Annotated in this window: 25 protein-coding genes; 15 read left to right on the forward strand and 10 right to left on the reverse strand. The window is 61.1% G+C overall.

Annotated features, from left to right (window positions below):
- Positions 1–7: 7 nt before the first annotated feature.
- Positions 8–1,219, forward strand: coding sequence for a pyridoxal phosphate-dependent aminotransferase (locus AC07Y9_RS02870; protein WP_007931438.1), 1,212 nt, complete (start codon positions 8–10; stop codon positions 1,217–1,219).
- Between the two features lie 301 nt (positions 1,220–1,520).
- The gene (gene htpX / locus AC07Y9_RS02875; RefSeq protein ID WP_007931437.1) at positions 1,521–2,411 is read left to right on the forward strand and encodes a protease HtpX; all 891 of its coding nucleotides are present in this window, start codon (positions 1,521–1,523) and stop codon (positions 2,409–2,411) included.
- Positions 2,412–2,478: 67 nt separating this feature from the next.
- On the opposite strand, the gene AC07Y9_RS02880 is transcribed toward htpX, so the two are convergent.
- Positions 2,479–3,135 (reverse strand): thiopurine S-methyltransferase, encoded by a 657-nt coding sequence (locus AC07Y9_RS02880; protein WP_102679614.1) that lies wholly within the window; start codon positions 3,133–3,135, stop codon positions 2,479–2,481.
- Between the two features lie 101 nt (positions 3,136–3,236).
- Between AC07Y9_RS02880 and AC07Y9_RS02885 the strand changes: the two genes are divergently transcribed.
- Entirely contained in the window at positions 3,237–4,004 is a 768-nt protein-coding gene (locus AC07Y9_RS02885; RefSeq protein WP_102679615.1) for a DODA-type extradiol aromatic ring-opening family dioxygenase, read from the forward strand.
- A 113-nt stretch (positions 4,005–4,117) separates the two neighbouring features.
- Here AC07Y9_RS02885 and AC07Y9_RS02890 read toward each other — a convergent pair whose 3' ends face one another.
- Positions 4,118–5,791: a DEAD/DEAH box helicase gene (locus AC07Y9_RS02890; protein ID WP_007931434.1), complete on the reverse strand. Its 1,674-nt coding sequence runs from the start codon at positions 5,789–5,791 to the stop codon at positions 4,118–4,120.
- Between the two features lie 119 nt (positions 5,792–5,910).
- On the opposite strand from AC07Y9_RS02890, the gene AC07Y9_RS02895 reads away from it, so the two are divergent.
- Positions 5,911–6,246 carry a hypothetical protein gene (locus tag AC07Y9_RS02895; protein ID WP_173679774.1) on the forward strand — a complete coding sequence of 112 codons (336 nt, stop codon included), beginning with the start codon at positions 5,911–5,913 and terminating at the stop codon, positions 6,244–6,246.
- A complete protein-coding gene (locus AC07Y9_RS02900; RefSeq protein WP_009044947.1) occupies positions 6,212–7,003 on the forward strand; it encodes a crotonase/enoyl-CoA hydratase family protein in 792 nt (263 codons plus the stop codon). Before AC07Y9_RS02895 ends, AC07Y9_RS02900 begins: the two co-directional genes overlap by 35 nt.
- An 89-nt stretch (positions 7,004–7,092) precedes the next feature.
- On the opposite strand, the gene AC07Y9_RS02905 is transcribed toward AC07Y9_RS02900, so the two are convergent.
- Positions 7,093–7,848 (reverse strand): spermidine synthase, encoded by a 756-nt coding sequence (locus tag AC07Y9_RS02905; RefSeq protein ID WP_007931432.1) that lies wholly within the window; start codon positions 7,846–7,848, stop codon positions 7,093–7,095.
- A gap of 161 nt (positions 7,849–8,009) precedes the next feature.
- Here AC07Y9_RS02905 and AC07Y9_RS02910 point away from each other — a divergent pair, with 161 nt between their 5' ends.
- Complete coding sequence (locus AC07Y9_RS02910; protein WP_102679616.1) at positions 8,010–9,356, forward strand: class II 3-deoxy-7-phosphoheptulonate synthase; 1,347 nt, start codon at positions 8,010–8,012, stop codon at positions 9,354–9,356.
- A 50-nt stretch (positions 9,357–9,406) separates the two neighbouring features.
- Here the strand turns inward: AC07Y9_RS02910 and AC07Y9_RS02915 are convergent, their stop codons facing one another.
- The gene (locus AC07Y9_RS02915; RefSeq protein WP_101338705.1) at positions 9,407–10,618 is read right to left on the reverse strand and encodes a winged helix-turn-helix domain-containing protein; all 1,212 of its coding nucleotides are present in this window, start codon (positions 10,616–10,618) and stop codon (positions 9,407–9,409) included.
- Positions 10,619–10,682: 64 nt separating this feature from the next.
- Positions 10,683–10,904, reverse strand: a complete 222-nt coding sequence (locus tag AC07Y9_RS02920; protein WP_053262157.1) for a DUF1127 domain-containing protein — start codon at positions 10,902–10,904, stop codon at positions 10,683–10,685.
- Positions 10,905–11,001: 97 nt separating this feature from the next.
- On the opposite strand from AC07Y9_RS02920, the gene AC07Y9_RS02925 reads away from it, so the two are divergent.
- The gene (locus AC07Y9_RS02925; RefSeq protein ID WP_162136185.1) at positions 11,002–11,856 is read left to right on the forward strand and encodes a LysR substrate-binding domain-containing protein; all 855 of its coding nucleotides are present in this window, start codon (positions 11,002–11,004) and stop codon (positions 11,854–11,856) included.
- On the opposite strand, the gene AC07Y9_RS02930 is transcribed toward AC07Y9_RS02925, so the two are convergent.
- On the reverse strand, positions 11,846–12,595 hold the full coding sequence (locus tag AC07Y9_RS02930; protein ID WP_087092762.1) for a sulfite exporter TauE/SafE family protein: 750 nt from the start codon (positions 12,593–12,595) through the stop codon (positions 11,846–11,848). The two genes, AC07Y9_RS02925 and AC07Y9_RS02930, sit on opposite strands and share 11 nt — an antisense overlap.
- A gap of 107 nt (positions 12,596–12,702) precedes the next feature.
- Between AC07Y9_RS02930 and AC07Y9_RS02935 the strand changes: the two genes are divergently transcribed.
- The 4 genes from AC07Y9_RS02935 to AC07Y9_RS02950 all read left to right on the forward strand — a co-directional run bounded on the left by AC07Y9_RS02935 (position 12,703) and on the right by AC07Y9_RS02950 (position 15,943).
- Entirely contained in the window at positions 12,703–13,653 is a 951-nt protein-coding gene (locus tag AC07Y9_RS02935; protein WP_087092761.1) for a LysR family transcriptional regulator, read from the forward strand.
- Between the two features lie 75 nt (positions 13,654–13,728).
- Positions 13,729–14,190 (forward strand): MarR family winged helix-turn-helix transcriptional regulator, encoded by a 462-nt coding sequence (locus tag AC07Y9_RS02940; RefSeq protein ID WP_087092760.1) that lies wholly within the window; start codon positions 13,729–13,731, stop codon positions 14,188–14,190.
- Between the two features lie 278 nt (positions 14,191–14,468).
- Positions 14,469–14,888, forward strand: a complete 420-nt coding sequence (locus AC07Y9_RS02945) for an organic hydroperoxide resistance protein (RefSeq protein WP_102679617.1) — start codon at positions 14,469–14,471, stop codon at positions 14,886–14,888.
- A gap of 41 nt (positions 14,889–14,929) precedes the next feature.
- Entirely contained in the window at positions 14,930–15,943 is a 1,014-nt protein-coding gene (locus AC07Y9_RS02950; protein ID WP_102679618.1) for an alpha/beta hydrolase, read from the forward strand.
- An 81-nt stretch (positions 15,944–16,024) separates the two neighbouring features.
- Here the strand turns inward: AC07Y9_RS02950 and AC07Y9_RS02955 are convergent, their stop codons facing one another.
- A complete protein-coding gene (locus AC07Y9_RS02955; protein ID WP_007931398.1) occupies positions 16,025–16,597 on the reverse strand; it encodes an elongation factor P in 573 nt (190 codons plus the stop codon).
- A 400-nt stretch (positions 16,598–16,997) separates the two neighbouring features.
- Here AC07Y9_RS02955 and AC07Y9_RS02960 point away from each other — a divergent pair, with 400 nt between their 5' ends.
- On the forward strand, positions 16,998–18,152 hold the full coding sequence (locus AC07Y9_RS02960; protein WP_102679619.1) for a polymorphic toxin type 44 domain-containing protein: 1,155 nt from the start codon (positions 16,998–17,000) through the stop codon (positions 18,150–18,152).
- The gene (locus tag AC07Y9_RS02965; protein ID WP_102679620.1) at positions 18,133–18,552 is read left to right on the forward strand and encodes a hypothetical protein; all 420 of its coding nucleotides are present in this window, start codon (positions 18,133–18,135) and stop codon (positions 18,550–18,552) included. Before AC07Y9_RS02960 ends, AC07Y9_RS02965 begins: the two co-directional genes overlap by 20 nt.
- Before the next feature lie 26 nt (positions 18,553–18,578).
- On the opposite strand, the gene AC07Y9_RS02970 is transcribed toward AC07Y9_RS02965, so the two are convergent.
- Both AC07Y9_RS02970 and earP read right to left on the reverse strand, forming a co-directional pair.
- Positions 18,579–18,755, reverse strand: coding sequence for a gp19.5 family protein (locus tag AC07Y9_RS02970; protein ID WP_371858209.1), 177 nt, complete (start codon positions 18,753–18,755; stop codon positions 18,579–18,581).
- A gap of 168 nt (positions 18,756–18,923) precedes the next feature.
- Entirely contained in the window at positions 18,924–20,063 is a 1,140-nt protein-coding gene (gene earP / locus AC07Y9_RS02975) for an elongation factor P maturation arginine rhamnosyltransferase EarP (protein ID WP_102679621.1), read from the reverse strand.
- Positions 20,064–20,185: 122 nt separating this feature from the next.
- Here earP and AC07Y9_RS02980 point away from each other — a divergent pair, with 122 nt between their 5' ends.
- Together AC07Y9_RS02980 and AC07Y9_RS02985 are read left to right on the forward strand one after the other, a co-directional pair.
- Entirely contained in the window at positions 20,186–20,581 is a 396-nt protein-coding gene (locus AC07Y9_RS02980; RefSeq protein ID WP_102679622.1) for a hypothetical protein, read from the forward strand.
- 2 nt (positions 20,582–20,583) lie between these two features.
- Positions 20,584–21,066 (forward strand): GreA/GreB family elongation factor, encoded by a 483-nt coding sequence (locus AC07Y9_RS02985; RefSeq protein WP_009044959.1) that lies wholly within the window; start codon positions 20,584–20,586, stop codon positions 21,064–21,066.
- 7 nt (positions 21,067–21,073) lie between these two features.
- Here the strand turns inward: AC07Y9_RS02985 and cysB are convergent, their stop codons facing one another.
- Positions 21,074–22,048, reverse strand: coding sequence for an HTH-type transcriptional regulator CysB (gene cysB, locus AC07Y9_RS02990; RefSeq protein ID WP_007931387.1), 975 nt, complete (start codon positions 22,046–22,048; stop codon positions 21,074–21,076).
- Positions 22,049–22,120 lie beyond the last annotated feature (72 nt).

Raw genomic sequence — 22,120 nt, forward strand, 5'->3', positions numbered from 1 at the left:
CATCGCCATGCAGGTCAGCAAATCGAACAAGCTCGCCAACGTCTGTTATGACATTCGCGGCCCAGTGCTCAAGCACGCCAAACGCCTGGAAGAGGAAGGCCATCGCATCCTCAAGCTGAACATCGGCAACCCGGCGCCTTTTGGTTTCGAAGCGCCGGACGAAATTCTCCAGGACGTGATCCGCAACCTGCCGACCGCACAGGGCTACAGCGACTCCAAGGGCCTGTTCAGCGCACGCAAGGCCGTCATGCAGTACTACCAGCAAAAGCAGGTGGAAGGCGTCGGCATCGAAGACATCTACCTGGGCAACGGCGTTTCCGAACTGATCGTCATGGCCATGCAGGCCCTGCTCAACAACGGTGACGAAGTGCTGGTCCCGGCCCCGGACTATCCGCTGTGGACCGCGGCCGTGAGCCTGGCCGGCGGCAACCCGGTGCACTACCTGTGCGACGAGCAGGCCAACTGGTGGCCGGACATCGCCGACATCAAGGCCAAGATCACCCCGAACACCAAGGCCCTGGTGATCATCAACCCGAACAACCCGACCGGCGCGGTATACCCCAAGGCAGTGTTGCTGGACATGCTCGAACTGGCACGCCAGCACAACCTGGTGGTGTTCTCCGACGAGATCTACGACAAGATCCTCTACGATGATGCCGTGCACGTCTGCACCGCCTCCCTGGCGCCGGACCTGCTGTGCCTGACCTTCAACGGCCTGTCCAAGTCCTACCGGGTGGCCGGTTTCCGTTCCGGCTGGGTGGCCATTTCCGGTCCCAAGCACCACGCCCAGAGCTACATCGAAGGCATCGACATGCTGGCCAACATGCGCCTGTGCGCCAACGTGCCGAGCCAGCACGCCATTCAAACGGCGCTGGGCGGCTATCAGAGCATCAACGACCTGGTGCTGCCACCGGGCCGCTTGCTGGAACAGCGCAACCGCACTTGGGAACTGCTCAACGACATCCCCGGCGTCAGTTGCGTCAAGCCCATGGGCGCGCTGTACGCCTTCCCGAAAATCGACCCGAAAGTCTGCCCGATCCACAACGACGAGAAGTTCGTCCTGGACCTGCTGCTTTCGGAGAAACTGCTGGTGGTTCAGGGCACCGCCTTCAACTGGCCATGGCCGGACCACTTCCGCGTCGTGACCCTGCCACGGGTCGATGACCTGGAACAGGCGATCGGCCGTATCGGCAGCTTCCTCAAGTCGTATCGCCAGTAAGCCTTGCGACGCAGTGCGGCCGCCCCGGTCGCACTGCGATTAATTCAGCAACACTTCTGTACTCCCTGCTACGCCTACCCTTCTGTATCTTTGCCTTGCGCCTTGTGCCCAGTGGTTGCATGCCTCTGAAGTGCGGCTCGGCTTCCGGTGGCTGCCCAACTGCGACAGAAAGCTCATGCAAGCGTCTAAAATCAGCCTGCAGGACACAGTTTGAAATAGTCACCCGGTTGAATAGGCCGGTGCCGCACCTTATATACCCCGCAGAACGCTACATCTTTAGCATGAGGAGATTTCTACAACCATGATGCGCATCCTGCTGTTCTTGGCCACTAACCTGGCGGTCGTGCTGATTGCCAGCATCACCCTGAGCCTTTTCGGCTTCAACGGGTTCATGGCGGCCAATGGGGTTGATCTCAACCTCAATCAGCTGCTGGTTTTCTGTGCGGTCTTTGGTTTCGCCGGTTCCCTGTTCTCGCTGTTCATCTCCAAGTGGATGGCGAAAATGAGCACCAGCACCCAGATCATTACCCAGCCTCGTACTCGTCATGAGCAATGGCTGCTGCAAACCGTCGAGCAACTGTCCCGCGAAGCCGGGATCAAGATGCCCGAAGTCGGTATTTTCCCGGCCTACGAGGCCAACGCCTTCGCCACCGGCTGGAACAAGAACGACGCGCTGGTTGCGGTCAGCCAGGGCCTGCTCGAGCGTTTCTCGCCCGATGAAGTGAAAGCCGTGCTGGCCCACGAGATCGGTCACGTGGCCAACGGCGACATGGTCACCCTGGCGCTGATCCAGGGCGTGGTGAACACCTTCGTGATGTTCTTCGCGCGCATCATCGGCAACTTCGTCGACAAGGTGATCTTCAAGAACGAAGAAGGCCAGGGTATCGCCTACTACATCGCGACCATCTTCGCCGAACTGGTCCTGGGCATCCTGGCCAGCGCCATCGTCATGTGGTTCTCGCGCAAGCGCGAATTCCGTGCCGACGAAGCCGGCGCACAACTGGCCGGTACCGCGGCAATGATCGGCGCCCTGCAACGCCTGCGCTCGGAACAGGGCCTGCCGGTGCACATGCCCGACACCCTGAATGCCTTCGGCATCAACGGTGGCCTCAAACAAGGCCTGGCTCGCATGTTCATGAGCCACCCTCCGCTGGAAGAGCGTATCGACGCCCTGAGCCGTCGTCGCGGCTGATAACGCTGGCAAACACAAAAAAGGGCGACGCAAGTCGCCCTTTTTCATGGCCAGAAAAAACCGGGAATCAGCGCGCCAGCAAGCGATAGACCCGTTCTTCGAGGCGGGTCACGCCGCCCTGGAGAAACTTCCAGCTCTCGCCAAGAATGTCCCGCACCTCCTCGACCTGCAGCTGCCAGCGCTTACTGAACAAGGCCTTGACCTCGTCATCGAGCACGGCGAAAGGCGGCCCCACCATCAGCGCCTGGTCGTAATCCAGGGTGATCAGCAGCCCCTGGCAGCCCTGAGGCAGGACCGACTGCAGATGCGCCGCATACCGCTCACGCATCTGCGGCGGCAAGGCGATCAACGCCGCGCGGTCGTACAACGCCTGGCAGCCGGCGACATCCGTGGCCTGCAGGGCAAAAAAGTCGCCGCACCAGAGCTGGATCGGGCCGTACTCATAGACTTTGAATCCACCTCGAAGCTCAACCTGCGGCTGCACCTGCTGCTCGCTGAAAAAGTCCTGGATGGCCTTCTCCGACAACTCGATACCCAGCACCTGATGACCCTGGCTGGCCAGCCAGCTCAGGTCCAGGCTCTTGCCGCACAGCGGCACCAGTACCCGCGAACCCGGCGCCAGCTCCAGCTGGGGCCAGTAGCGTTGCAGGTAAGGATTAACCTCGGACAAATGGAAGCCGATCTGATTCTGTTCCCACCGTTTGTGCCAAAACTCCGGTTGCATAAATCACCCTGAAATTCGATCAAAAACCACAAAAACTTATATTAGATTCAGATCAATGATCTGATTGAAGATGGTGCATCTTAACGCTCAGGACCTTATTCATGCTCCCTAGCCTGTTCATCTCCCACGGATCACCGATGCTCGCCCTGGATCCCGGCGCCAGCGGCCCGGCCCTCGCCCGCCTGGCCGCCGAGCTACCGCGCCCCAAGGCCATAGTGGTGGTGTCGGCCCACTGGGAAAGCCAGGACCTGCGGGTCAGCAGCAACCCGCAACCGCAAACCTGGCATGACTTCGGCGGCTTTCCCGCCGCGCTGTTCGCCGTGCAATACCCCGCCCCCGGCCAGTCTGAACTGGCGGAACAGGTGGCGCAGCTGCTCAGGGCCGATGGCCTGCCGGCGCAGCTCGACGACCAGCGGCCGTTCGACCACGGGGTCTGGGTGCCGCTGTCACTGATGTACCCACAGGCGGATATTCCGGTGGTCCAGGTGTCTCTACCCAGTCGCCTTGGACCAGCCCTGCAGACTCAGGTCGGGCATGCCCTGTCCAGCCTGCGGCAACAGGGGGTGTTGCTGATCGGCTCGGGCAGCATTACCCACAACCTGCACGAACTGGATTGGCACGCCGGCCCGGAAAGCATCGAGCCCTGGGCCAAGGCGTTCCGCGACTGGATGATCGAGAAACTCGCCGCCAACGATGAAGCCGCGTTGCACGACTACCGTCACCAGGCACCGAATGCCGTGCGCAGCCACCCCAGCGATGAACATCTGCTGCCGCTGTACTTCGCCAGAGGCGCCGGTGGCGAATTCAGCATCGCCCATCAAGGCTTCACCATGGGCGCGCTGGGCATGGATATCTATCGCTTCGGTTGATGCCCTTGCCGGGCCTGGCGCATCACGATGCGACAACTGATCCAACCCCCAGGCAAAAAAAATCCCCGCACCAGGCGGGGATTTTTTCGTTCAACCAATCAGCTCAGTACTGATCAGTCTTCGCGATAGCGACGCAGCTTCAACTGCTTGCCGGCCACGCGAGTGTCCTTCAGCTTGGTCAGCAGACGCTCCAGACCTTCCTCCGGCAGCTCGACCAGGCTGAAGCTGTCACGCACCTGGATGCGACCGATGGCTTCGCGGGCCAGGCCGCCTTCGTTGAGGATGGCGCCCAGCAGGTTCTTGGCCGCGATACCGTCACGCGCGCCCAGCGCGGTACGGCAACGGGCACGACCTTCAGCCAGAGGCATCGGCGCGCGACGCTCACGCTCACCGCGATCAGGACGATCGCCGGAACGCTCAGGACGGTCGCCACGTGGCGCGCTGTTCGGCACCAGTGGGCGTTCCTTCTCGATCGCTGCCAGGTTCAGCGCCTGACCGTTGGTGGCCTTGCGCAGCAGGGCCGCGGCCAGGGCACGTGGGCTGCAACCGATATCGGCGGTCAGGCGATCGAGCAGATCACCGTGGGTCGATTCAGCGTCAGCGACCAGCGGCGACAGGCTGTTGGTCAGCTTCTTGATGCGCGCGTCGAGAACAGCTTGAGCGTCCGGCAGGCGAACCTCGGCAACCTTCTGACCGGTTACACGCTCGATCACTTGCAGCATGCGGCGCTCGCGTGGAGTCACCAGCAGCAGCGCACGACCTTCGCGACCGGCACGGCCGGTACGGCCGATACGGTGCACGTAGGATTCCGGGTCGTACGGCATGTCCACGTTGAATACGTGGGTGATGCGCGGTACGTCCAGGCCACGGGCAGCAACGTCGGTCGCCACAACGATGTCCAGGCGGCCATCCTTGAGGGAGTCGATCACACGCTCACGCTGGTTCTGGGCGATGTCGCCGTTCAGCGCAGCGGCCTTGTAGCCTTTGGCTTCCAGGGCACTGGCCAGGTCCAGGGTCGCTTGCTTGGTGCGCACGAACATGATCAGGGCGTCGAAATCTTCCACTTCCAGCAGGCTGAGAACGGCAGAAGTCTTCTGGTCAGCGTGAACCAACAGGTGAGCCTGTTCGATCGCGGTAACGGTCTGAGTCTTGCTCTGGATCTTGACGTGCTTCGGGTCCTTCAGGTGACGCTCGGCGATCGCGCGGATCGACTGCGGCAGGGTGGCCGAGAACAGTACGGTCTGACGGGTTTCCGGCATGGCCTTGAAGATGACTTCCAGGTCATCCATGAAGCCCAGTTTCAGCATTTCGTCGGCTTCGTCGAGAACCAGGTGGTTCACGGTAGCCAGGACTTTTTCGTCGCGACGCAGGTGGTCGCACAGACGGCCCGGAGTGGCGACAACGATCTGTGCGCCATTACGGATTGCTTTCAGTTGTGGGCCCATCGGCGCGCCGCCGTAGACAGCCACAACAGTTACGCCCGGCATTTGCTTGGCGTAGGTTTCGAAAGCGGTTGCAACTTGCAGCGCCAACTCACGGGTTGGGGCCAGGATCAGAGCTTGCGGCTCGCGCTTGGACGGATCAATGCGGTGCAGGATAGGCAGGGCGAACGCGGCGGTCTTACCGGTACCAGTTTGCGCCTGACCAATCATATCGTGACCGGCGAGGATGATCGGGATCGACTGCTGCTGAATGGCCGAAGGCTCTTCATAGCCGGTAGCGACTACTGCAGCGACAATATTGGGATGAAGTTCAAGAGCGGCGAAGCCGCCGATTTCCTGGGTCATGGGTCTGCCTCTAAGTGCATCCGCAAAGACCCATGCTCCAAAGCTGCGCATGCCGTGTAAGACTCAAGAGTCACCCTGGCAGCTTTGTCGGCGGGGATTTGCGAAAACGATTGAAAGAAATGAACGTCAAGGATAGTCCGCGCAGCGGACAAGCAGCCGAAGCTGACTTCGGGGAATTGCATCACCTAAACGAGGCCCGGTTAAAGGCCGGCGCGCACTATACCGGAATTACTCAAAAAAGGGAGTTTTTTTTATCGGAAAAACCCGCTGAATGCCTAGTTGTCACAGGCTTTGCGGATAATCCGGCAAAGGTCTATTTTGCACAGGCCCACGCCTGTCGGGGGATGACGCTTAAACGGTTCATCTTGCCGGCCGATACCGTCGGTCCGAGACACTCTTTACCGTCCGAGGAAATACCCCATGAGCCAGCCCAGTTGCAGTCGCGTCAGCCGTGAACAACGTGGTCATCTCTTCCTCATCGGCCTGGACCGGGTCGCCAAGCGCAATGCCTTCGACCTGCAACTGCTCGATCAGCTCAGCCTGGCCTACGGCGAGTTCGAGGCCAGCAGCGAGGCCCGGGTCGCCGTGGTGTTCGGCCATGGCGAGCACTTCACCGCGGGGCTGGACCTGGCCAACGTCGGGGCGAAACTCGCCGAAGGCTGGCAGGCACCGGCCGGCGGTTGCGATCCCTGGGGTGTCTTCGCCGGGCCGCGGGTCAGCAAACCGGTGATAGTCGCGGTGCAGGGCTACTGCCTGACCATAGGCATCGAGCTGATGCTGGCGGCGGATATCAACCTGTGCGCCAGCAATACCCGCTTCGCCCAGTTGGAAGTGCAACGCGGCATCTTTCCGTTCGGCGGCGCCACCCTGCGTTTGCATCAGATCGCCGGCTGGGGCAACGCCATGCGCTGGTTGCTCACCGGCGACGAATTCGACGCCCATGAAGCCCTGCGCCTGGGGCTGGTGCAGGAGGTGATGGCCAGCGAAGACCTGCTGCCCCGCGCCCTGGCCCTCGCCGAACGGATCGCCTGCCAGGCGCCGCTGGGGGTTCAAGCGACCCTGATGTCGGCCCGACAAGCGCGGCTCGAAGGAGAAAGCGCGGCAGCGCAGGGGCTGCCGCCGCTGGTGAAGGCGCTGTTGAACAGCGAGGACGCCAAGGAAGGTGTGCGAGCGATGGTCGAGAAGCGCCCGGGGGTGTTCAAGGGGTGTTGAGCGGCCTGAACCCGTGGTGAATGTGAGGTCCTATCGCGGGCAAGCCTCGCTCCTACAGATGCGGACGATCCGCGAAGCGGACAGCCGACTCAGGTCGCCGGACGGATGCACTTGATCAACGACTGCAACGAATAGCCCAGGCGTGGCGCCAGCGCCTCGGCCCGGGCGCTCAGGCCGTCCATGTCCAGCCCCTGCTCCAGGTCGGACGGCACGATCAGAATCACGTTGCCCTCCTTCACTGGCAGCTCCCAATAGTGCCGATGGTAAAGCCCGCGCAGCAAGGCTGCACCGAGCGGCTTGCCATCGTCGGTGGCCCACTGGTTGATCACCAGCCAGCCGCCCGGGTTGAGGCGCTTCTGGCAGTTTTCCAGGAAGCCCCAGGCCAGGTGTCCGACGCCCGGTCCGACATCGGTGTACAGGTCGACGAAAATCAGGTCCGCCGACTCGGCGCTGTCCAGCAGTTCGAGCGCATCGCCCACCCGGATATACAGACGCGGATCGTCATCCAGCCCCAGGTACTCGATAGCCAGGCGCGGCACGTCGGGGCGCAGCTCGATGGCCTCGACATCGTCCAGCGGCAGGAACTTGAGGCAGGCCTGAGTCAGGGTGCCGGCGCCCAGGCCGAGAAACAGCGCGCTCTCGGGCTGCTCATGGCACAGCGCACCGATCAGCATGGCGCGGGTGTAGTCGTACTCCAGCCAGCTCGGGTCAGCGGTAAACACACAGCTCTGCTCGATGGCATCGCCAAATTCGAGGAAGCGGTAATCCGCCACTTCCAGTACCCGAATCATGCCGAACTCATCGTGCACTTCGGCGAGCAGGCGCTCGACGCGCTCCTCAGTCATCTCTTCTCCTAGCCGCGACGGGGCTCAACCTCGCCGTCGCGATAAACCGGCCGCTCGGCGCCGAGCGGGAAAGGCGCGATTGTCCGCGAACCGGCGGGAACAGGTCACGCACTAATTGCTGATAACATGCCTGTCCGACCTTAAAAACACCCGAGTCCGTGATGAGCCAACCCTGGAGCCCTGACAGCTGGCGCGCCCTGCCGATCCAGCAACAACCCGTCTACCCCGACGCCGCACACCTGTTGCAGGTCGAGCAGACCCTGGCCAGCTACCCGCCGCTGGTGTTTGCCGGCGAAGCCCGGGAGTTGCGCCGCCAGTTTGCCGAAGTGACCCAGGGTCGTGCCTTTCTGTTGCAGGGTGGCGATTGCGCCGAGAGCTTCGCCGAGTTCTCGGCAGCGAAGATCCGCGACACCTTCAAGGTCCTGCTGCAGATGGCGATCGTCATGACCTTCGCCGCCGGTTGCCCGGTGGTCAAGGTCGGGCGCATGGCCGGCCAGTTCGCCAAGCCGCGCTCGGCCAACGACGAAACCATCAATGGCGTGACCCTGCCGGCCTACCGCGGCGATATCGTCAACGGCATAGGTTTCGATGCGAAAAGCCGGGTGCCGGACCCGGACCGCCTGCTGCAGTCCTATCACCAGGCCACCGCCACCCTGAACCTGCTGCGCGCCTTTGCCCAGGGCGGTTTTGCCGACCTGCACCAGGTGCACAAATGGAACCTGGATTTCATCGCCAACTCCGCCCTGGCCGAGAAATACAGCCAGCTGGCCGACCGCATCGACGAAACCCTGGCCTTCATGCGCGCCTGCGGCATGGACAGCTCGCCGCAGCTGCGCGAGACCAGCTTCTTCACCGCCCACGAGGCGCTGCTGCTGAACTATGAGGAAGCCTTCGTCCGTCGCGACAGCCTGACCAACAACTATTACGACTGCTCGGCGCACATGCTGTGGATCGGCGATCGCACCCGCCAGCTCGACGGCGCCCACGTCGAATTCCTGCGCGGGGTGAATAACCCGATCGGGGTCAAGGTGGGCCCGAGCATGAACACCGAGGAGCTGATCCGCCTGATCGACATCCTCAACCCGGACAACGATCCGGGCCGCCTGAACCTGATCGTGCGCATGGGCGTGAACAAGGTCGGCGACCACCTGCCGCAGCTGATCCGCGCGGTGGAAGGCGAAGGCAAGAAGGTGCTGTGGAGTTCCGATCCGATGCATGGCAACACCATCAAGGCCAGCAGCGGTTACAAGACCCGCGATTTCGCGCAGATCCTCAATGAGGTGAAGCAGTTCTTCCAGGTCCACGAAGCCGAGGGCAGTTATGCCGGCGGTATCCACATCGAGATGACCGGGCAGAACGTCACCGAGTGCATCGGTGGCGCGCGGCCGATTACCGAAGATGCTTTGTCGGATCGCTACCACACCCATTGCGACCCGCGGATGAACGCCGATCAGTCGCTGGAGCTGGCGTTCCTGATTGCCGAGACCTTGAAACAGGTCAAGCGTTGAACCCCTAGCATTCGATCATCCAGGGCACGGTGCTGGATGATCGATGCTGGTCAAAGAAACGCGCGCAAGCGCTGGGCGCTGGCCCTTGGGCAATTGAGCTGGACGTCGGCCAGCCCCAGCCAGTCGGCCATACTCCGCAAACTGCTCGCCAGCGCCTGCATCCCCTGCTCGTCCAACCCCAGATCCTCCTCATGCACGGCATGCACCGCCAGGCGCCCCTGCGCCCTTTCTGCCCGCAGGTCGACCCGTGCGGCGATCCGTTCGTGGTGCAGAAACGGCAGCACGTAATAGCCGTACACCCGCTTGTGCTGTGGGGTGTAGATCTCCAGGCGATAGCGGAAATCGAACAGGCGCTCGGTACGACTGCGTTCCCAGATCAGCGAATCGAAGGGCGAAAGCAAGGCGCTGGCCGGCACGCTGCGCGGCACCTTGGCCTCTGGCAGGCAATACGCCGCTTGCTTCCAGCCCGCCACCTCGCAGGCCAGCAGTTCGCCGCCCTCCAGCAATTCCGCCAGGCGCGCTCGGCTGTCTGCCAGCTCCAGGCGAAAATAGTCGCGCAGATCCTTCTCGGTAGCCACGCCCAGGGCGCTGGCGGCATGCAGTAGCAAACCGCGCTGGGCATCGGCCTCGCTGAGCGGCGAATGCTGCAGGATGCTCGAAGGAATCACCCGCTCCGGCAAGTCGTACAAGCGCTCGAACCCACGCCGGCCGGCGACCGTCACCTCACCGGCGGCGAACAGCCATTCCAGCGCATGCTTCTCCGCACTCCAGTCCCACCAAGGGCCGGCGCGTTCCTCACGGGTCGACAGGCTGCCCGCCCCGAGGGCGCCCTGTTCCTCGACCGCGGCCAGCACCCGGCGAATAGTCGCCTGCTGCTCCTGGCCGAAACGCGCCAACTGCTGGTAGATCCCCTGCCCCTGGCTGGCCCGCTGCATGCGCCAACGCATCAGCGGGTACAGCGACAGCGGCAGCAACGAGGCTTCGTGGCCCCAGTATTCGAACAGCGTGCGTTGCCGGCCCTGGCTCCAGGCAGCCTGGTCCAGCAGTTGCGCGGGATAGTCGCCAAGGCGGGAAAACAGCGGCAGGTAGTGCGAACGCACCAGGGCATTGACCGAATCGATCTGCAGGATACCCAGGCGCGCGATCAGGCGATTGAGCTGTGCGGGCCTGATCGTCGCAGGCAGTGGCCGCCCGGAAAAACCCTGGGCGGCCAGCGCCAGACGCCGAGCCTGCTTGAGGGAAAAGGACAGTTCTGCGGGCATGGCAATCTCCTTGTCTGCCCGCAAACTACCTCAGTGAGAAGTGGCTTGTGTAGCGTTTTGACATTCACTTGTGCATCGGATCGTCCCAGAACGGCCGCACGGTCTCCCGCTCCACATCCGCGCGACTGAGGCCGATATCCTTCAGCGCCTCATCACTCATGCCGGCCAGCATGTTGCGTTCACGGTGCAGCTCACGCCAGCGGACAATCCTCTGCAGCAGGTGCCGCAAGGAAACGCCATGCCATGCAAACCGGTGAGCCAGTACAAAACCTTTTTGACCTTTCATCGTCTTGCCCTCCAGTGGGGATGGCTCAAGTCTCCACCCAGGGATAAGATCAATCCAACGAATGTTTCTTATGCAATACATCTCGGAGTTTGATGAATTGTCCAGCTACCCAAGCATTGATACCGAGGTCCTGCGCACCTTCGTCGCCATCGCCGACCAGGGCGGTTTCACCAAGGCCGGGGAGCAGGTCAATCGCACCCAGTCCGCGGTGAGCATGCAGATGAAGCGGCTCGAGGAAGATGTGCTGCAGCGCCAATTGTTCCAGCGTGAGGGCCGGCAGGTACGCCTGACCGCCGAAGGCCAGGTGCTGCTGGGTTACGCACGGCGCATCCTGAAACTGCACAGCGAGGTGTTCAACACTCTGCGCGAGCCGCACATGGTCGGCACCGTGCGCATCGGTACGCCGGACGATTATGTGATGCGCTTTCTACCGGGGATCCTGTCGCGTTTTGCCCAGGCCTATCCCTTGATCCAGATCGAGGTGCATTGCGAGTCGTCCAAGCAACTGCTGCTGCGCCAGGATCTGGACCTGTCTATCGTCACCCGCGAGCCGGGCAGCGAAATCGGCCAGTTGCTGCGCAAGGAGCGTTTCGTCTGGGCCGAGGCCCAGGGGTTCTGCCCCCACGAACAGACGCCGCTGCCCCTGGCGATGTTCAACAGCGATTGCTTCTGCAGGCAGTGGGCCTGCAATGCGCTGGACGCCGCCGGGCGCGACTATCGCATCGCCTACAACAGCTCCAGCCTGTCGGCACTGATGGCCGTGGTCAGCGCCGGCCTGGCGATCACCGCGCAGCTGGAAAGCCTGATCACCCCGGACATGCGCATCCTGGGCGCCGCCGAAGATCTGCCCCTGCTGCCCGAGGCCAGCATCATGCTGGTGCGCAACCTCAACACGCCTTCGCCCATCACCGAATGCCTGGCCGAGCACATAGTCGAAGGCTTCAAACTTTAAAGGCGAGCATCACCGCGCAGACCACCAGGAAGCCGCAGAACAGCCCGCGCAGTATTCGCTCGGGCAGCGCATGGGCGATTTTCACGCCCCAACTGATGCTCAACAGCCCACCCGCCGCCAGCGGCAAGCCGATCATCCAGTCCACTTCCTGATGCACCCCGTAGGTCACCAGGGTCACCCCGGTGCTGGGCAGGGCCAGGGCCAGCGACAGCCCCTGGGCGACCACCTGGGTGGTGCCGAACACGCTGGTCAGCACCGGGGTGGCAACCACCGCGCCGCCGACGCCGAACAGCCCGCCCATGGCCCCGGAAGCCGCACCCAGCACACCGAGCCACGGCCAGGGATAGCGCATCTGCGCCGAAGCCGGGGCATTGGCCAGGAACATGCGCAACAGGTTGTAGGCCGACAAGGCCACCAGGAACGCGACGAAGCCGATCCGCATGACTTGGGCATCGATGCCCACCGCCCAGATCGAACCGAGCCAGGCAAAACTGAAGCCCATCAGGGCCAACGGCAACGCATGGCGCGCCTCGATCCGGTTGCGCTGGTGATAACGCCACAGCGCGAGCATCACGTTCGGCACCACCATCACCAACGCCGTGCCCTGGGCGATCTGCTGGTCCAGCCCGAACAGCACGCCCAGCACCGGAATCGCAATCAGCCCTCCACCGATCCCGAACAAGCCGCCCACCGTGCCCAGCGCCGCGCCCAATACCACATACATCGCTAAATCGATCACCGCCGCTCTCCTCACTCAGGCCTTGCATGCTACGCAGTCGGCTCTGGTGCGGAAACGCACAGCAACGCACAATGGCTTTGCCAACTTCGCACAAGCAAATGTCCACCATGAACCCCAACGCCCTCACCGATCAGCTCGGCCTGTTCCTCGATGTGCTGGAAGCCGGGAGTTTTTCCGCCGCCGCCCGCCGGCATCCCTTGACCCCTTCGGCGGTGGCCCGGCGTATCGACAGCCTGGAAAACGCCGTCGGCAGCAAGCTGTTCATGCGCACCACCCACGCGGTGGTGGCGACGGCGGCTGGCCAGGCCTTTGCCGAACGCGCCCGACGCATCGTCGCCGAACTGCAACTGGCGCGGGCGGAAGCCGTGTCCTTGAGCCACGCACCGGAGGGCCTGATCCGCATCGACGCTCCCGCGGCGTTCGGCCGGCGACACCTGGCGCCGGCGATCGCCGATTTCCTGATGCGCTATCCGGGGCTCGATGTGCAGTTGCACCTGATCGACAGCTTCGTCGACATGCAGGGCTCGCACCTGGGCAAGGTCGATCTGGTACTACGCGCCGGACAAAGGGTCGATACCCGGATGGTGGCGACCTCGCTGGCAAGCATCGTGCGCATCGCCTGCGCCAGCCCGGCCTACCTCAAGCTGCGCGGCACCCCGGTGCATCCCGCCGAACTGAGCCAGCACGACGGCCTGGACTGGGACGGCCTGGCTCCGCTGTTCGCCTGGCGCTTCGAACTGGACGGGCAGTTGCAGACTCATCGCCCACAACGCATCCGCATGAGCGCCAACAATGCCGAGGCCCTGCTATCCGGAGCCCTGGCCGGGCTGGGCATCGCCCACCTGCCGACCTGGCTGGCCAGCGAATACCTGCTGCGTGGGGAACTGTTGCCGCTGTTCTGCGAAACCGGCCTGCCCAAACCGGAAAGCGCCGGTATCTACGCCTTGCGCCTGGAACAGCACACCAACGCTCGCAGCCGCCTGTTGCTGGAATACCTGAAGACTCGCTTCAGTCCGATTCCGCCCTGGGATCTGGCCCTGCAGAGCGCCATGGGCTGAGCGCTCGTGAGAATTATCTGGCGCATTAAAGATTCGCCCGCTAGATTCAGGGCGAGTATCGATCAAGGCCCGACCATGAACACCAAAGGCTCCACCCCGGAAAAATGTGACGATCTGCTGCTGGATAACCAGCTGTGTTTCGCCCTTCACTCGACTTCGTTGCTGATGACCAAAGTCTATAAACCACTGCTGCAGGAGCTGGGCCTGACGTATCCCCAGTACCTGGCAATGATGGTGCTCTGGGAGCAGGACGGACTGACCGTCGGCGAGATCAGCAGTCGCCTGCTGACCGATCCCGGTTCATTGACGCCCTTGCTCAAGCGCCTGGAAGCCGAGGGATTACTAAGCCGGACCCGCAGCCGCGAAGATGAACGGGTGGTGATCATCGAGCTGACCGAGCAAGGCCGGACCCTGTATGACCGGGCGCGCGGCGTTCCCCAATGCATCCTCGGCGCCAGCGGCCTGACCCTGGAGCAACTGCGCAAACTGCAGGCCGACCTGCTGAAGCTGCGTGGCCATCTGCAAGACAGCCTTTAACGGCGCTCTCGCGAGCACGCCCTGCTCTTCTGCAGGAGCGCTTGCTCGCGATTCTCTCTGTTTCGTTGCCGCCAACAGCGTATCGACGAAAAAATTTCTCGATAAAAATATTATTTAAATCATTCGCTTAGCCAAAAAAACATGGCTGCTGGCAAGCATTTTCGAGTTTTTTCAAAAATTTATCTTGCGCACTAAATATTTGAGCGATACATTTATTTCGCAATTACTTAGCGCGCAAATATTTAGCGCAAAACTTCGAAACCCAAGAGGCTCACACCATGCAAACTCTCTATACCGCAGTCGCAACCGCAACCGGTGGCCGTGATGGTCGCGCCGTCTCCAGCGACAACATCCTCGACGTCAAACTCTCCACCCCCAAAGAACTCGGTGGTGCCGGCGGCCAGGCGACCAACCCTGAGCAACTCTTCGCCGCCGGCTACTCCGCCTGCTTTATCGGCGCCCTGAAATTCGTCGCCAGCCAAAGCAAGCGCAAGATCCCGGACAACGCGTCGATCACTGCGAACGTCGGCATCGGCCAGATTCCTGGCGGCTTCGGCCTGGACATCGACCTGCATATCAGCCTGCCAGGTCTTGAACAGAGCGACGCGCAGTCCCTGGTCGAAGCGGCTCACCAGGTCTGCCCTTACTCCAACGCCACCCGCGGCAACGTCGACGTACGTCTGCACGTGACTGTCTAACCCAGCTGCGCGCCAGCGCCCGCACCGCCCAGGAGACGAACATGAACACTTTCAGCAAGGTCTTGACCGGTAGCCTTCTCGCCCTGTCCATCAACACGGCGTTCGCCGAAGGCGGGGTCGAACACAACACCCAGGCGTTCCTCGACGCCTTGAACGCCGGCAGCGGCAAGCCGATGGAACAGATGACACCCAAAGAGGCCCGGGCCGTGCTGGTCGGCGCCCAGGCCGGGGTCAAGCTGACGCTGCCCAAGGCGGATGTCAGCCAGAAGACCATCGACGTCGACGGCCAGGCCATCAGCCTGACCATCGTTAGGCCGGCCGGAGTGAAAGGCACCTTGCCGGTGTTCATGTTCTTCCACGGCGGCGGCTGGGTGCTGGGAGACTTCCCGACCCACGAGCGCTTGGTGCGGGACCTGGTGGTGGGCTCCGGGGCGGCGGCGGTATTCGTCAATTACACGCCGTCCCCGGAAGCGCATTACCCGGTGGCGATCAATCAGGCTTACGCGGCCACCCAATGGGTGGCCGAGCATGGCCGGGAAATCAACGTCGACGGCAAGCGCCTGGCGGTTGCCGGCAACAGCGTCGGCGGCAACATGGCCGCCGTGGTCAGCCTGATGGCCAAGGACAAGGGCACGCCGGCGATCCGCTTCCAGCTGTTGTTGTGGCCGGTAACCGACGCGAATTTCGAGACAGCGTCGTACAACCAGTATGCCGAGGGACACTTCCTCAGCAAAAACATGATGAAGTGGTTCTGGGACAACTACACCACCGATGCCCGGCAGCGTAATGAGATCTACGCCTCACCGCTGCGCGCCACCAGCGCCCAGCTCAAGGGCCTGCCACCCGCGCTGATCCAGACGGCCGGCGCCGACGTATTGCGCGACGAAGGCGAAGCCTATGCCCGCAAGCTGGACGAAGCCGGCGTGACCGTGACCTCGGTGCGCTACAACGGGATGATCCACGACTACGGTCTGCTCAACGTCGTCAGCCAGGTACCCGCGGTACGTTCGGCACTGCTGCAGGCATCCGATGAGCTCAAGCAACATCTGAAGTAAGTTTGCCACCCGGACCTTCGGTCACAAAAAAGCCCGACTCAATGGTCGGGCTTTTTCGTGGCTAAGGATTCAAGCAGGGGCTTAAACCTTGGCGCGGCCTTTGTAGGAACCACCTTCGCGAGTATCGATCTCGATCATGTCGCCGATTTCGATGAAGTCAGCAACCGACAGCTCGGTACCGTTCTTCAGTTTGGCAGGCTTCATCACCTTGCCCGAAGTGTCGCCGCGAGCGGAACCTTCGGTGTAGTCAACCTGGCGCACGATGGTGGTCGGCAGGTCAACGGAAACCAGACGGTCTTCGAAGAACACAGCTTCGCAAACGTCGGTCATGCCTTCTTCGATGAACGGCAGAACGGCTTCGATGTCTTCAGCGTTCAGCTCGTACATGGTGTAGTCGGTGGTGTCCATGAACGTGTAGGTGTCGCCGCTGATGAACGACAGGGTCGCTTCTTTGCGATCCAGGATCACGTCGTCCAGTTTGTCGTCCGCACCGTAAACGGTTTCGGTCTTGTAACCGGTCAGCAGGTTCTTCAGCTTGGTCTTCATGATCGCGCTGTTACGACCGGACTTGGTGAATTCAGCTTTCTGAACCAGCCAAGGATCGTTGTCGATACGGATCACGGTACCGGGTTTGAGTTCTTTACCAGTTTTCATTGCGAATATCCGAATTTGGATGGGATTTACAAAAATCTAGGCCGCGTATCATATCCAATTTAGGTAAAACTGGGCAATGAAAGAGCTGGGCGGCCATCGTAGCGGGACCATTGGGCCCGGTAAAGTTCCTTGTAACGCCCTTGGGGCAAGGCTTGGTGTGGCCTTGGTGAACCCTTGGCGATGAGTTGTAACGCTTCATCCAGAGGCGCGCAGGTCCGCGATAAGGCCCCACCACGGGGGAGCCTGGGCGCATACGCGTATTGAGGAGGTCATTCAGATTTTTCTGCCAGATTCTCGAAGGGCTCCAGCAAAGTTCAGAATCATCCTACAGCCCTCCCCTTTGATACTTGGTAGCCTCGCGAGGCTCTAAAAGGACCTTTACACGCAAGGATGATGTTCAATGCTTTCTTCTGCTCGCCTGGGCGACAAACACGTCTGCCCTCTCCCCGGTCACGGCACGACCCCTATCGCTTCCGCTTCTGGCGACATAAACATCAACTTCATGGGCGCGGCCCGAGTCGGTGACACTTGCGGCTGTGGTGCAGTCATTACCACGGGGTTTCCATCGATCATCCTGAATGGTCGCCCCATGGCACACTTAGGGAGCCCCACCAGCCACGGCGGGACAATCATCACGGGGTCGGGTGATACTTTCGGTGGTTTTGTCATGGGGCCTGCTCCTGGGGCTGCCATCATCAACTTCGCAGCACTCGGCGTGTTTCGCCCGGATGGCTCGGTGGACGATGAAAAGATGGCGACCTTGTTGGCCGACCCGAAGCTGACCGAGAAGGCCACCGCGGCAAATGCCTTGGTTGATCCCAATGATGCTTCTAAAGCGCCTGAAGAGAAGCCGAAGGAGAAGGTCTGTACCGACCCCGACCGCATGGAGGAACTGGCGAGCTACATTGCGGGCGAGATGAATACCAACATCAATAGTCCGTCTGTGCGACAGATGAAGGACCTCAACAGCTTTAGCCCAACGGCTGAGACAAAGAAGTATAAGGAACTTCCTTTCTATCTTCGTCTTGGTCAAAGCCCTGACTTCTACAGCTTAGCGCTGGGGAAGAAAGCGAAGGCCTTAGCTATCTGGACGGAGCGCGTAGCTCAGGACCGCCCATGGGACCACAAGCCCATAATTCGCAGGACCATCGGTGGAATTTGGCACAAACAAGGCAAATATGATTACTTCTACGACATCTGGTCGAACGTTCACTATGGCTATGTGGGAATGGCTGGGGGCCTCTCCGAAAGCGTCCTCTTGGATGGTGCAGGTATAGAACAAATAGCGTCGGATGCTTATCGGAAGGCTGAAGAGATGTATGACAAGCCTAAAGCAGAATGGGAACTGCCCGGCCCACATCGTTCAGCAGATATCGAGGGCATGCGGGCATGGGATGATGCACCTGACCGAATATCCATTAGTATCGGCGTGAAGCTCTATCTACAACGCCCCAACGGAGGCATAACGGCAAAGATGATCATGGACGAAGTTCTTGCAGTACCACCGGAAGAATGGAGAAAGGGAGTCAGGGTACATGTCTGCAAAGAGACATAAGGTCCGATATGGTCGCTGGCTATTTCTGATTCTCGTCATTCTCCCTATAGCACTTTGGCATTTTGCCTCCCCAGTTGTATCGGTAGACTTTTCCTCAGATAGCAAGGAAGAGTTCCAATACGTTTGGAACACTCAGGACAGAATCCATAGAGGCGACATTAAGCATGGAGGCTCTGCCATTGAGTCCGGCTACATGTTCCCTGGCGAAGACTTCTTTATGATGTTCTTTTGGTGGACGGACAAGGGCTTTCAACAATGCATCGACATCACACCTAAGCACTGGGCAACGGTAGACATCTACCTTGATGCAGCAGGTAGGGTCGACACCACTAAAACAGCCCCTGACGTTATTGCTCGCTTGAAGAGATGCCCGGGCGAGTCTGACCCTTTCCGGTCCTAAAGTTCTCTACCAGTGCCACTATGAGGTCACCCAGCACAGCCACCAAGTAGAACGCAGACGACATTCCCAAAGCCTTCGACCAAAGGACCACCTTGAGCAACTCCCAGAGAGACAAGGAGTAGACCAAGAAATCGATAGGTGACACGGTGGGTAGCCAGAGTGCGGATTACAGCAACACAGGTATTCACACACCGTGTAGTCATCTGAACTGTAGGTGGGTATACAGGGCAGCCTCAGAGACGCCCTTAAGGAGCTATCTAAAGTAAGTAACCTTAAGACCCTCCCCTAATAGTGAGTGGTTTTACAGCCCTCACAGACCGGGCCTTTCATGGTGCGCATAGAGGGTTTCGTCCCGTGTTCATTGGGTCCTCTCAGTGCCCACCCTGATTTAGGTAAAACTGCACCAGCGCCGCAGCAAGATCGGGCTGCGAGCCCTGTTCCAGACACCACTTTTCGGCGTGAGCAGCCACTTCCGGCCAGTGTTCGAGCAGCTTTTTCCAGCCTTGCGCCATCTCGCCTCCGGCATTCCAGGCCCGCCACAGGTCGATCAGCGCCGCCTTGGCCTCTGGTGACAGCCCCCGCGTATAAAGCTCGAGAAAGGCGTCGAGCTTGTCCAGGTGGATGTCTTCGTCCTGTTGATAAATGTGCCAGAGCATCGGCCGGCCGGCCCATTGCGCACGCACGAACGAGTCCTCACCGCGTACCGCGTTGAAATCGCAGGACCACAGGAGCTGGTCGTATTCCTCCTGTCGGACGAACGGCAGCACCTGTACCGTCAAGGCCCCACGGACCTGCACCGCACCCGCCGCCAGCGCCTCGACATCCAGCCAGTGTTGCACGTCACCGAGGATCCGCCCTTCGGGAACCAGCAGATGGGTAGCCCGCGAGTCGGCAGCCAGCGCTTGCAGCCAACTGGCCAGGCCGGCGTTCTCATAGGCGAACAGCGACATCAATCGCGCGCCAGGTGCTGCAAATACGCCGAGCCCTTCCAGGAAGCGTTGCCGGGCCAGGGAGTCCTGCTGAAACGCCCTGCGCCGCTCCAGCAATCCAGCCTCGCGTAGCAGCCCACCGGTGCCGGCTTGAAACCCGGGGAAAAAGAAGTACTTCTGCACGCCCTTGAACTTCACCGAGGGCAGGCCGTGGCAGCCGGTCACCCAGGTCTCGGCGCTGAGGTAATCGAGGTTCAACCACAAAGGGGTATGTTCACGCTCGGCCATCGCCTCCATATAAGCCGCTGGCAACTGGCAGGCAAAGGCCGCGATCACCACATCGGCAGCCGCCACCGGCGACCACTCGGTTGGCCAGTGACGCACATCGACGCCTTCCTGCCATTGCTGAGGCAAGGCGATATCGATGGGCGGACACAAACGCTCGAAGGCCCGCAGGTCATCCACCCACAGCCGTACTGCGCACTGATGCTCGGCCACCAGTTGCCGGGCCAGCCGCCAGGTCACGCCGATATCGCCGTAGTTGTCGACGACGCTGCAGAAAATATCCCAGGAGGCTTTCATTCCGGGCTCCATTTGGCAAAGGCGCCGATTGTCCGCATAAATGGTCACAGACAGAAGAGCCAACGCCGATAATCTTCGTGCGACAATCGCAGCTTGCCGACACCGCCTGCCAGGAGGCTGCCATGCCCTATCGCCCGACACCCCGTCGATCATTACGTATCAGCGTAAACGCACTTCAACTCAGCGGCAGTATTGCCCTGGGATTGTGGCTGGGTTTTCTGGCGATCGCCCTGACCTGCTGGCTGGCCTGGCGTTTTCTGCTCGACCAGCCATTGGCGCCCGTCGCCCAGGCCGTGCAACAGCTGGCAAAACCGCCCAGTGCGGAATCGACAGCGTCCAACCGCATGTTCGAGCAGTACCAGGAAAACCTGCGTAAAAACGAACAGCAGCAGGCCCTGGATAATGCGCGCAGCAACCTGCGCAACCAGTCCAACCCGAAATGCCAGTTCTGGTTGCAACAGGACCAGACGGCGCCGAGCGAAAAGAGCCGGGCCAACGTCCTGCAATTCTGCGATTGATCATGAACAAACCTACGGTCCACCAACTGATTCTCGACAAGCTCCGTGGCGATCTGGAGATCGCTCAGCGGGCGGCGCAGACCGCCTATGAGGCGGCGACCCACGAAGAGAACATTGCCGAAAACAAGTACGACACCCTGGGGCTCGAGGCCTCCTATCTCGCCGCCGGCCAGGCCAGGCGCGTCGAGGAAATCCGGCAGGCGCTGGCGCTCTGCCAGAACCTGACCCTGCGCCCGTACGACGAGCAAGTTGGTATCCAGGTCGGCGCGCTGCTGGGCCTCGAAGACGAAAACGGCCACGAACAATGGCTGTTCCTAGCGCCGGATGGGGCGGGACTGAAGGTAGAGGTGGTGGGGCAACCGGTGACCGTCATCACCCCTCGTTCACCGTTGGGCAAAGGCCTGCTGGGCAAGTTCGAGGGGGATGAACTGGAGATCGTCGTCGCGGGCGCTCGGCAACAGTTCGCTGTCACCGAGGTCAAGTAAGCCCGGCTTAGTGGACAGGCAGTTCGACGCCGTCGAATAGCTCTTCGAGTTCCTGCTTGTTGTGGCACTGAATGGCCTTGGCCATCACTTCGCGCGTCAGGTGCGGCGCGAACTTCTCGATGAAGTCGCACATGAAGCCACGCAGGAAAGTGCCGCGACGGAACCCGATCTTGGTGATGCTCGACTCGAACAGTTCGCTGGCATCCAGTACCACCAGGTCACTGTCGAGCTTGGTATCGACCGCCATCTTGGCAACGATGCCCACACCCAGGCCCAGGCGTACGTAAGTCTTGATCACATCGGCGTCGGCGGCGGTGAACACCACCTTCGGCGTCAGGCCGCGATGGCTGAAGGCTTCGTCGAGCTTGGAGCGGCCGGTAAAACCGAACACGTAAGTCACGATCGGGTATTCGGCGAGGGTTTCCAGGGTCAGCTTCGGCAGCTTGGTCAGCGGGTGGCCCTGCGGTACCACTACGCAACGGTTCCAGCGGTAGCACGGCATCATCACCAGATCGCCGAACAGCTCCAGCGCTTCGGTGGCGATGGCGAAGTCGACGGTGCCATCGGCAGCCATTTCGGCGATCTGCATCGGCGAGCCCTGATGCATGTGCAACGCCACATCCGGGTACTGCTTGATAAAGCTGCTGATCACCGGCGGCAAGGCATAACGGGCCTGGGTATGGGTGGTGGCGATCGACAGGGTGCCCTTCTTCTCGTTGGAGAATTCCTGGGCGATCTGCTTGATGCTTTCGACCTTGCGCAGGATCTCGCCAGCGGTGGTGATGATGCGTTCGCCAGCCGGGGTGACGCGAGTCAGGTGCTTGCCGCTACGAGCGAATACCTCGACCCCCAGCTCGTCCTCGAGCAGGCGGATCTGCTTACTAATACCCGGTTGCGAGGTATAAAGGCTTTGGGCTGTAGCAGAGACGTTGAGGTCGTGGTGCGCCACTTCCCAGATGTAGCGCAATTGTTGAAGCTTCATATGAATCCCTCAAAGCAGGTAGACGCCACGGGCATCAGCGACGGTATATAACTATATTAATGGTTCGAAGAA

The sequence above is a fragment of the Pseudomonas sp. GW456-L12 genome, assembly GCF_059424045.1.

Coding starts and splice junctions, on each gene's coding strand:
- AC07Y9_RS02935 (WP_087092761.1), top strand. CDS start 12,703: ATGAACCCCAACGCCCTCACCGATCAGCTCGGCCTGTTCCTCGATGTG.
- AC07Y9_RS02980 (WP_102679622.1), top strand. CDS start 20,186: ATGCCCTATCGCCCGACACCCCGTCGATCATTACGTATCAGCGTAAAC.
- AC07Y9_RS02950 (WP_102679618.1), top strand. CDS start 14,930: ATGAACACTTTCAGCAAGGTCTTGACCGGTAGCCTTCTCGCCCTGTCC.
- AC07Y9_RS02910 (WP_102679616.1), top strand. CDS start 8,010: ATGAGCCAACCCTGGAGCCCTGACAGCTGGCGCGCCCTGCCGATCCAG.
- AC07Y9_RS02880 (WP_102679614.1), bottom strand. CDS start 3,135: ATGCAACCGGAGTTTTGGCACAAACGGTGGGAACAGAATCAGATCGGC.
- AC07Y9_RS02915 (WP_101338705.1), bottom strand. CDS start 10,618: ATGCCCGCAGAACTGTCCTTTTCCCTCAAGCAGGCTCGGCGTCTGGCG.
- earP (WP_102679621.1), bottom strand. CDS start 20,063: ATGAAAGCCTCCTGGGATATTTTCTGCAGCGTCGTCGACAACTACGGC.
- AC07Y9_RS02985 (WP_009044959.1), top strand. CDS start 20,584: ATGAACAAACCTACGGTCCACCAACTGATTCTCGACAAGCTCCGTGGC.
- AC07Y9_RS02940 (WP_087092760.1), top strand. CDS start 13,729: ATGAACACCAAAGGCTCCACCCCGGAAAAATGTGACGATCTGCTGCTG.
- htpX (WP_007931437.1), top strand. CDS start 1,521: ATGATGCGCATCCTGCTGTTCTTGGCCACTAACCTGGCGGTCGTGCTG.
- AC07Y9_RS02905 (WP_007931432.1), bottom strand. CDS start 7,848: ATGACTGAGGAGCGCGTCGAGCGCCTGCTCGCCGAAGTGCACGATGAG.
- AC07Y9_RS02965 (WP_102679620.1), top strand. CDS start 18,133: ATGTCTGCAAAGAGACATAAGGTCCGATATGGTCGCTGGCTATTTCTG.
- AC07Y9_RS02970 (WP_371858209.1), bottom strand. CDS start 18,755: ATGACTACACGGTGTGTGAATACCTGTGTTGCTGTAATCCGCACTCTG.
- AC07Y9_RS02960 (WP_102679619.1), top strand. CDS start 16,998: ATGCTTTCTTCTGCTCGCCTGGGCGACAAACACGTCTGCCCTCTCCCC.
- AC07Y9_RS02890 (WP_007931434.1), bottom strand. CDS start 5,791: ATGACCCAGGAAATCGGCGGCTTCGCCGCTCTTGAACTTCATCCCAAT.
- cysB (WP_007931387.1), bottom strand. CDS start 22,048: ATGAAGCTTCAACAATTGCGCTACATCTGGGAAGTGGCGCACCACGAC.
- AC07Y9_RS02920 (WP_053262157.1), bottom strand. CDS start 10,904: ATGAAAGGTCAAAAAGGTTTTGTACTGGCTCACCGGTTTGCATGGCAT.
- AC07Y9_RS02895 (WP_173679774.1), top strand. CDS start 5,911: ATGAACGTCAAGGATAGTCCGCGCAGCGGACAAGCAGCCGAAGCTGAC.
- AC07Y9_RS02885 (WP_102679615.1), top strand. CDS start 3,237: ATGCTCCCTAGCCTGTTCATCTCCCACGGATCACCGATGCTCGCCCTG.
- AC07Y9_RS02870 (WP_007931438.1), top strand. CDS start 8: ATGCAGGTCAGCAAATCGAACAAGCTCGCCAACGTCTGTTATGACATT.
- AC07Y9_RS02900 (WP_009044947.1), top strand. CDS start 6,212: ATGAGCCAGCCCAGTTGCAGTCGCGTCAGCCGTGAACAACGTGGTCAT.
- AC07Y9_RS02945 (WP_102679617.1), top strand. CDS start 14,469: ATGCAAACTCTCTATACCGCAGTCGCAACCGCAACCGGTGGCCGTGAT.
- AC07Y9_RS02955 (WP_007931398.1), bottom strand. CDS start 16,597: ATGAAAACTGGTAAAGAACTCAAACCCGGTACCGTGATCCGTATCGAC.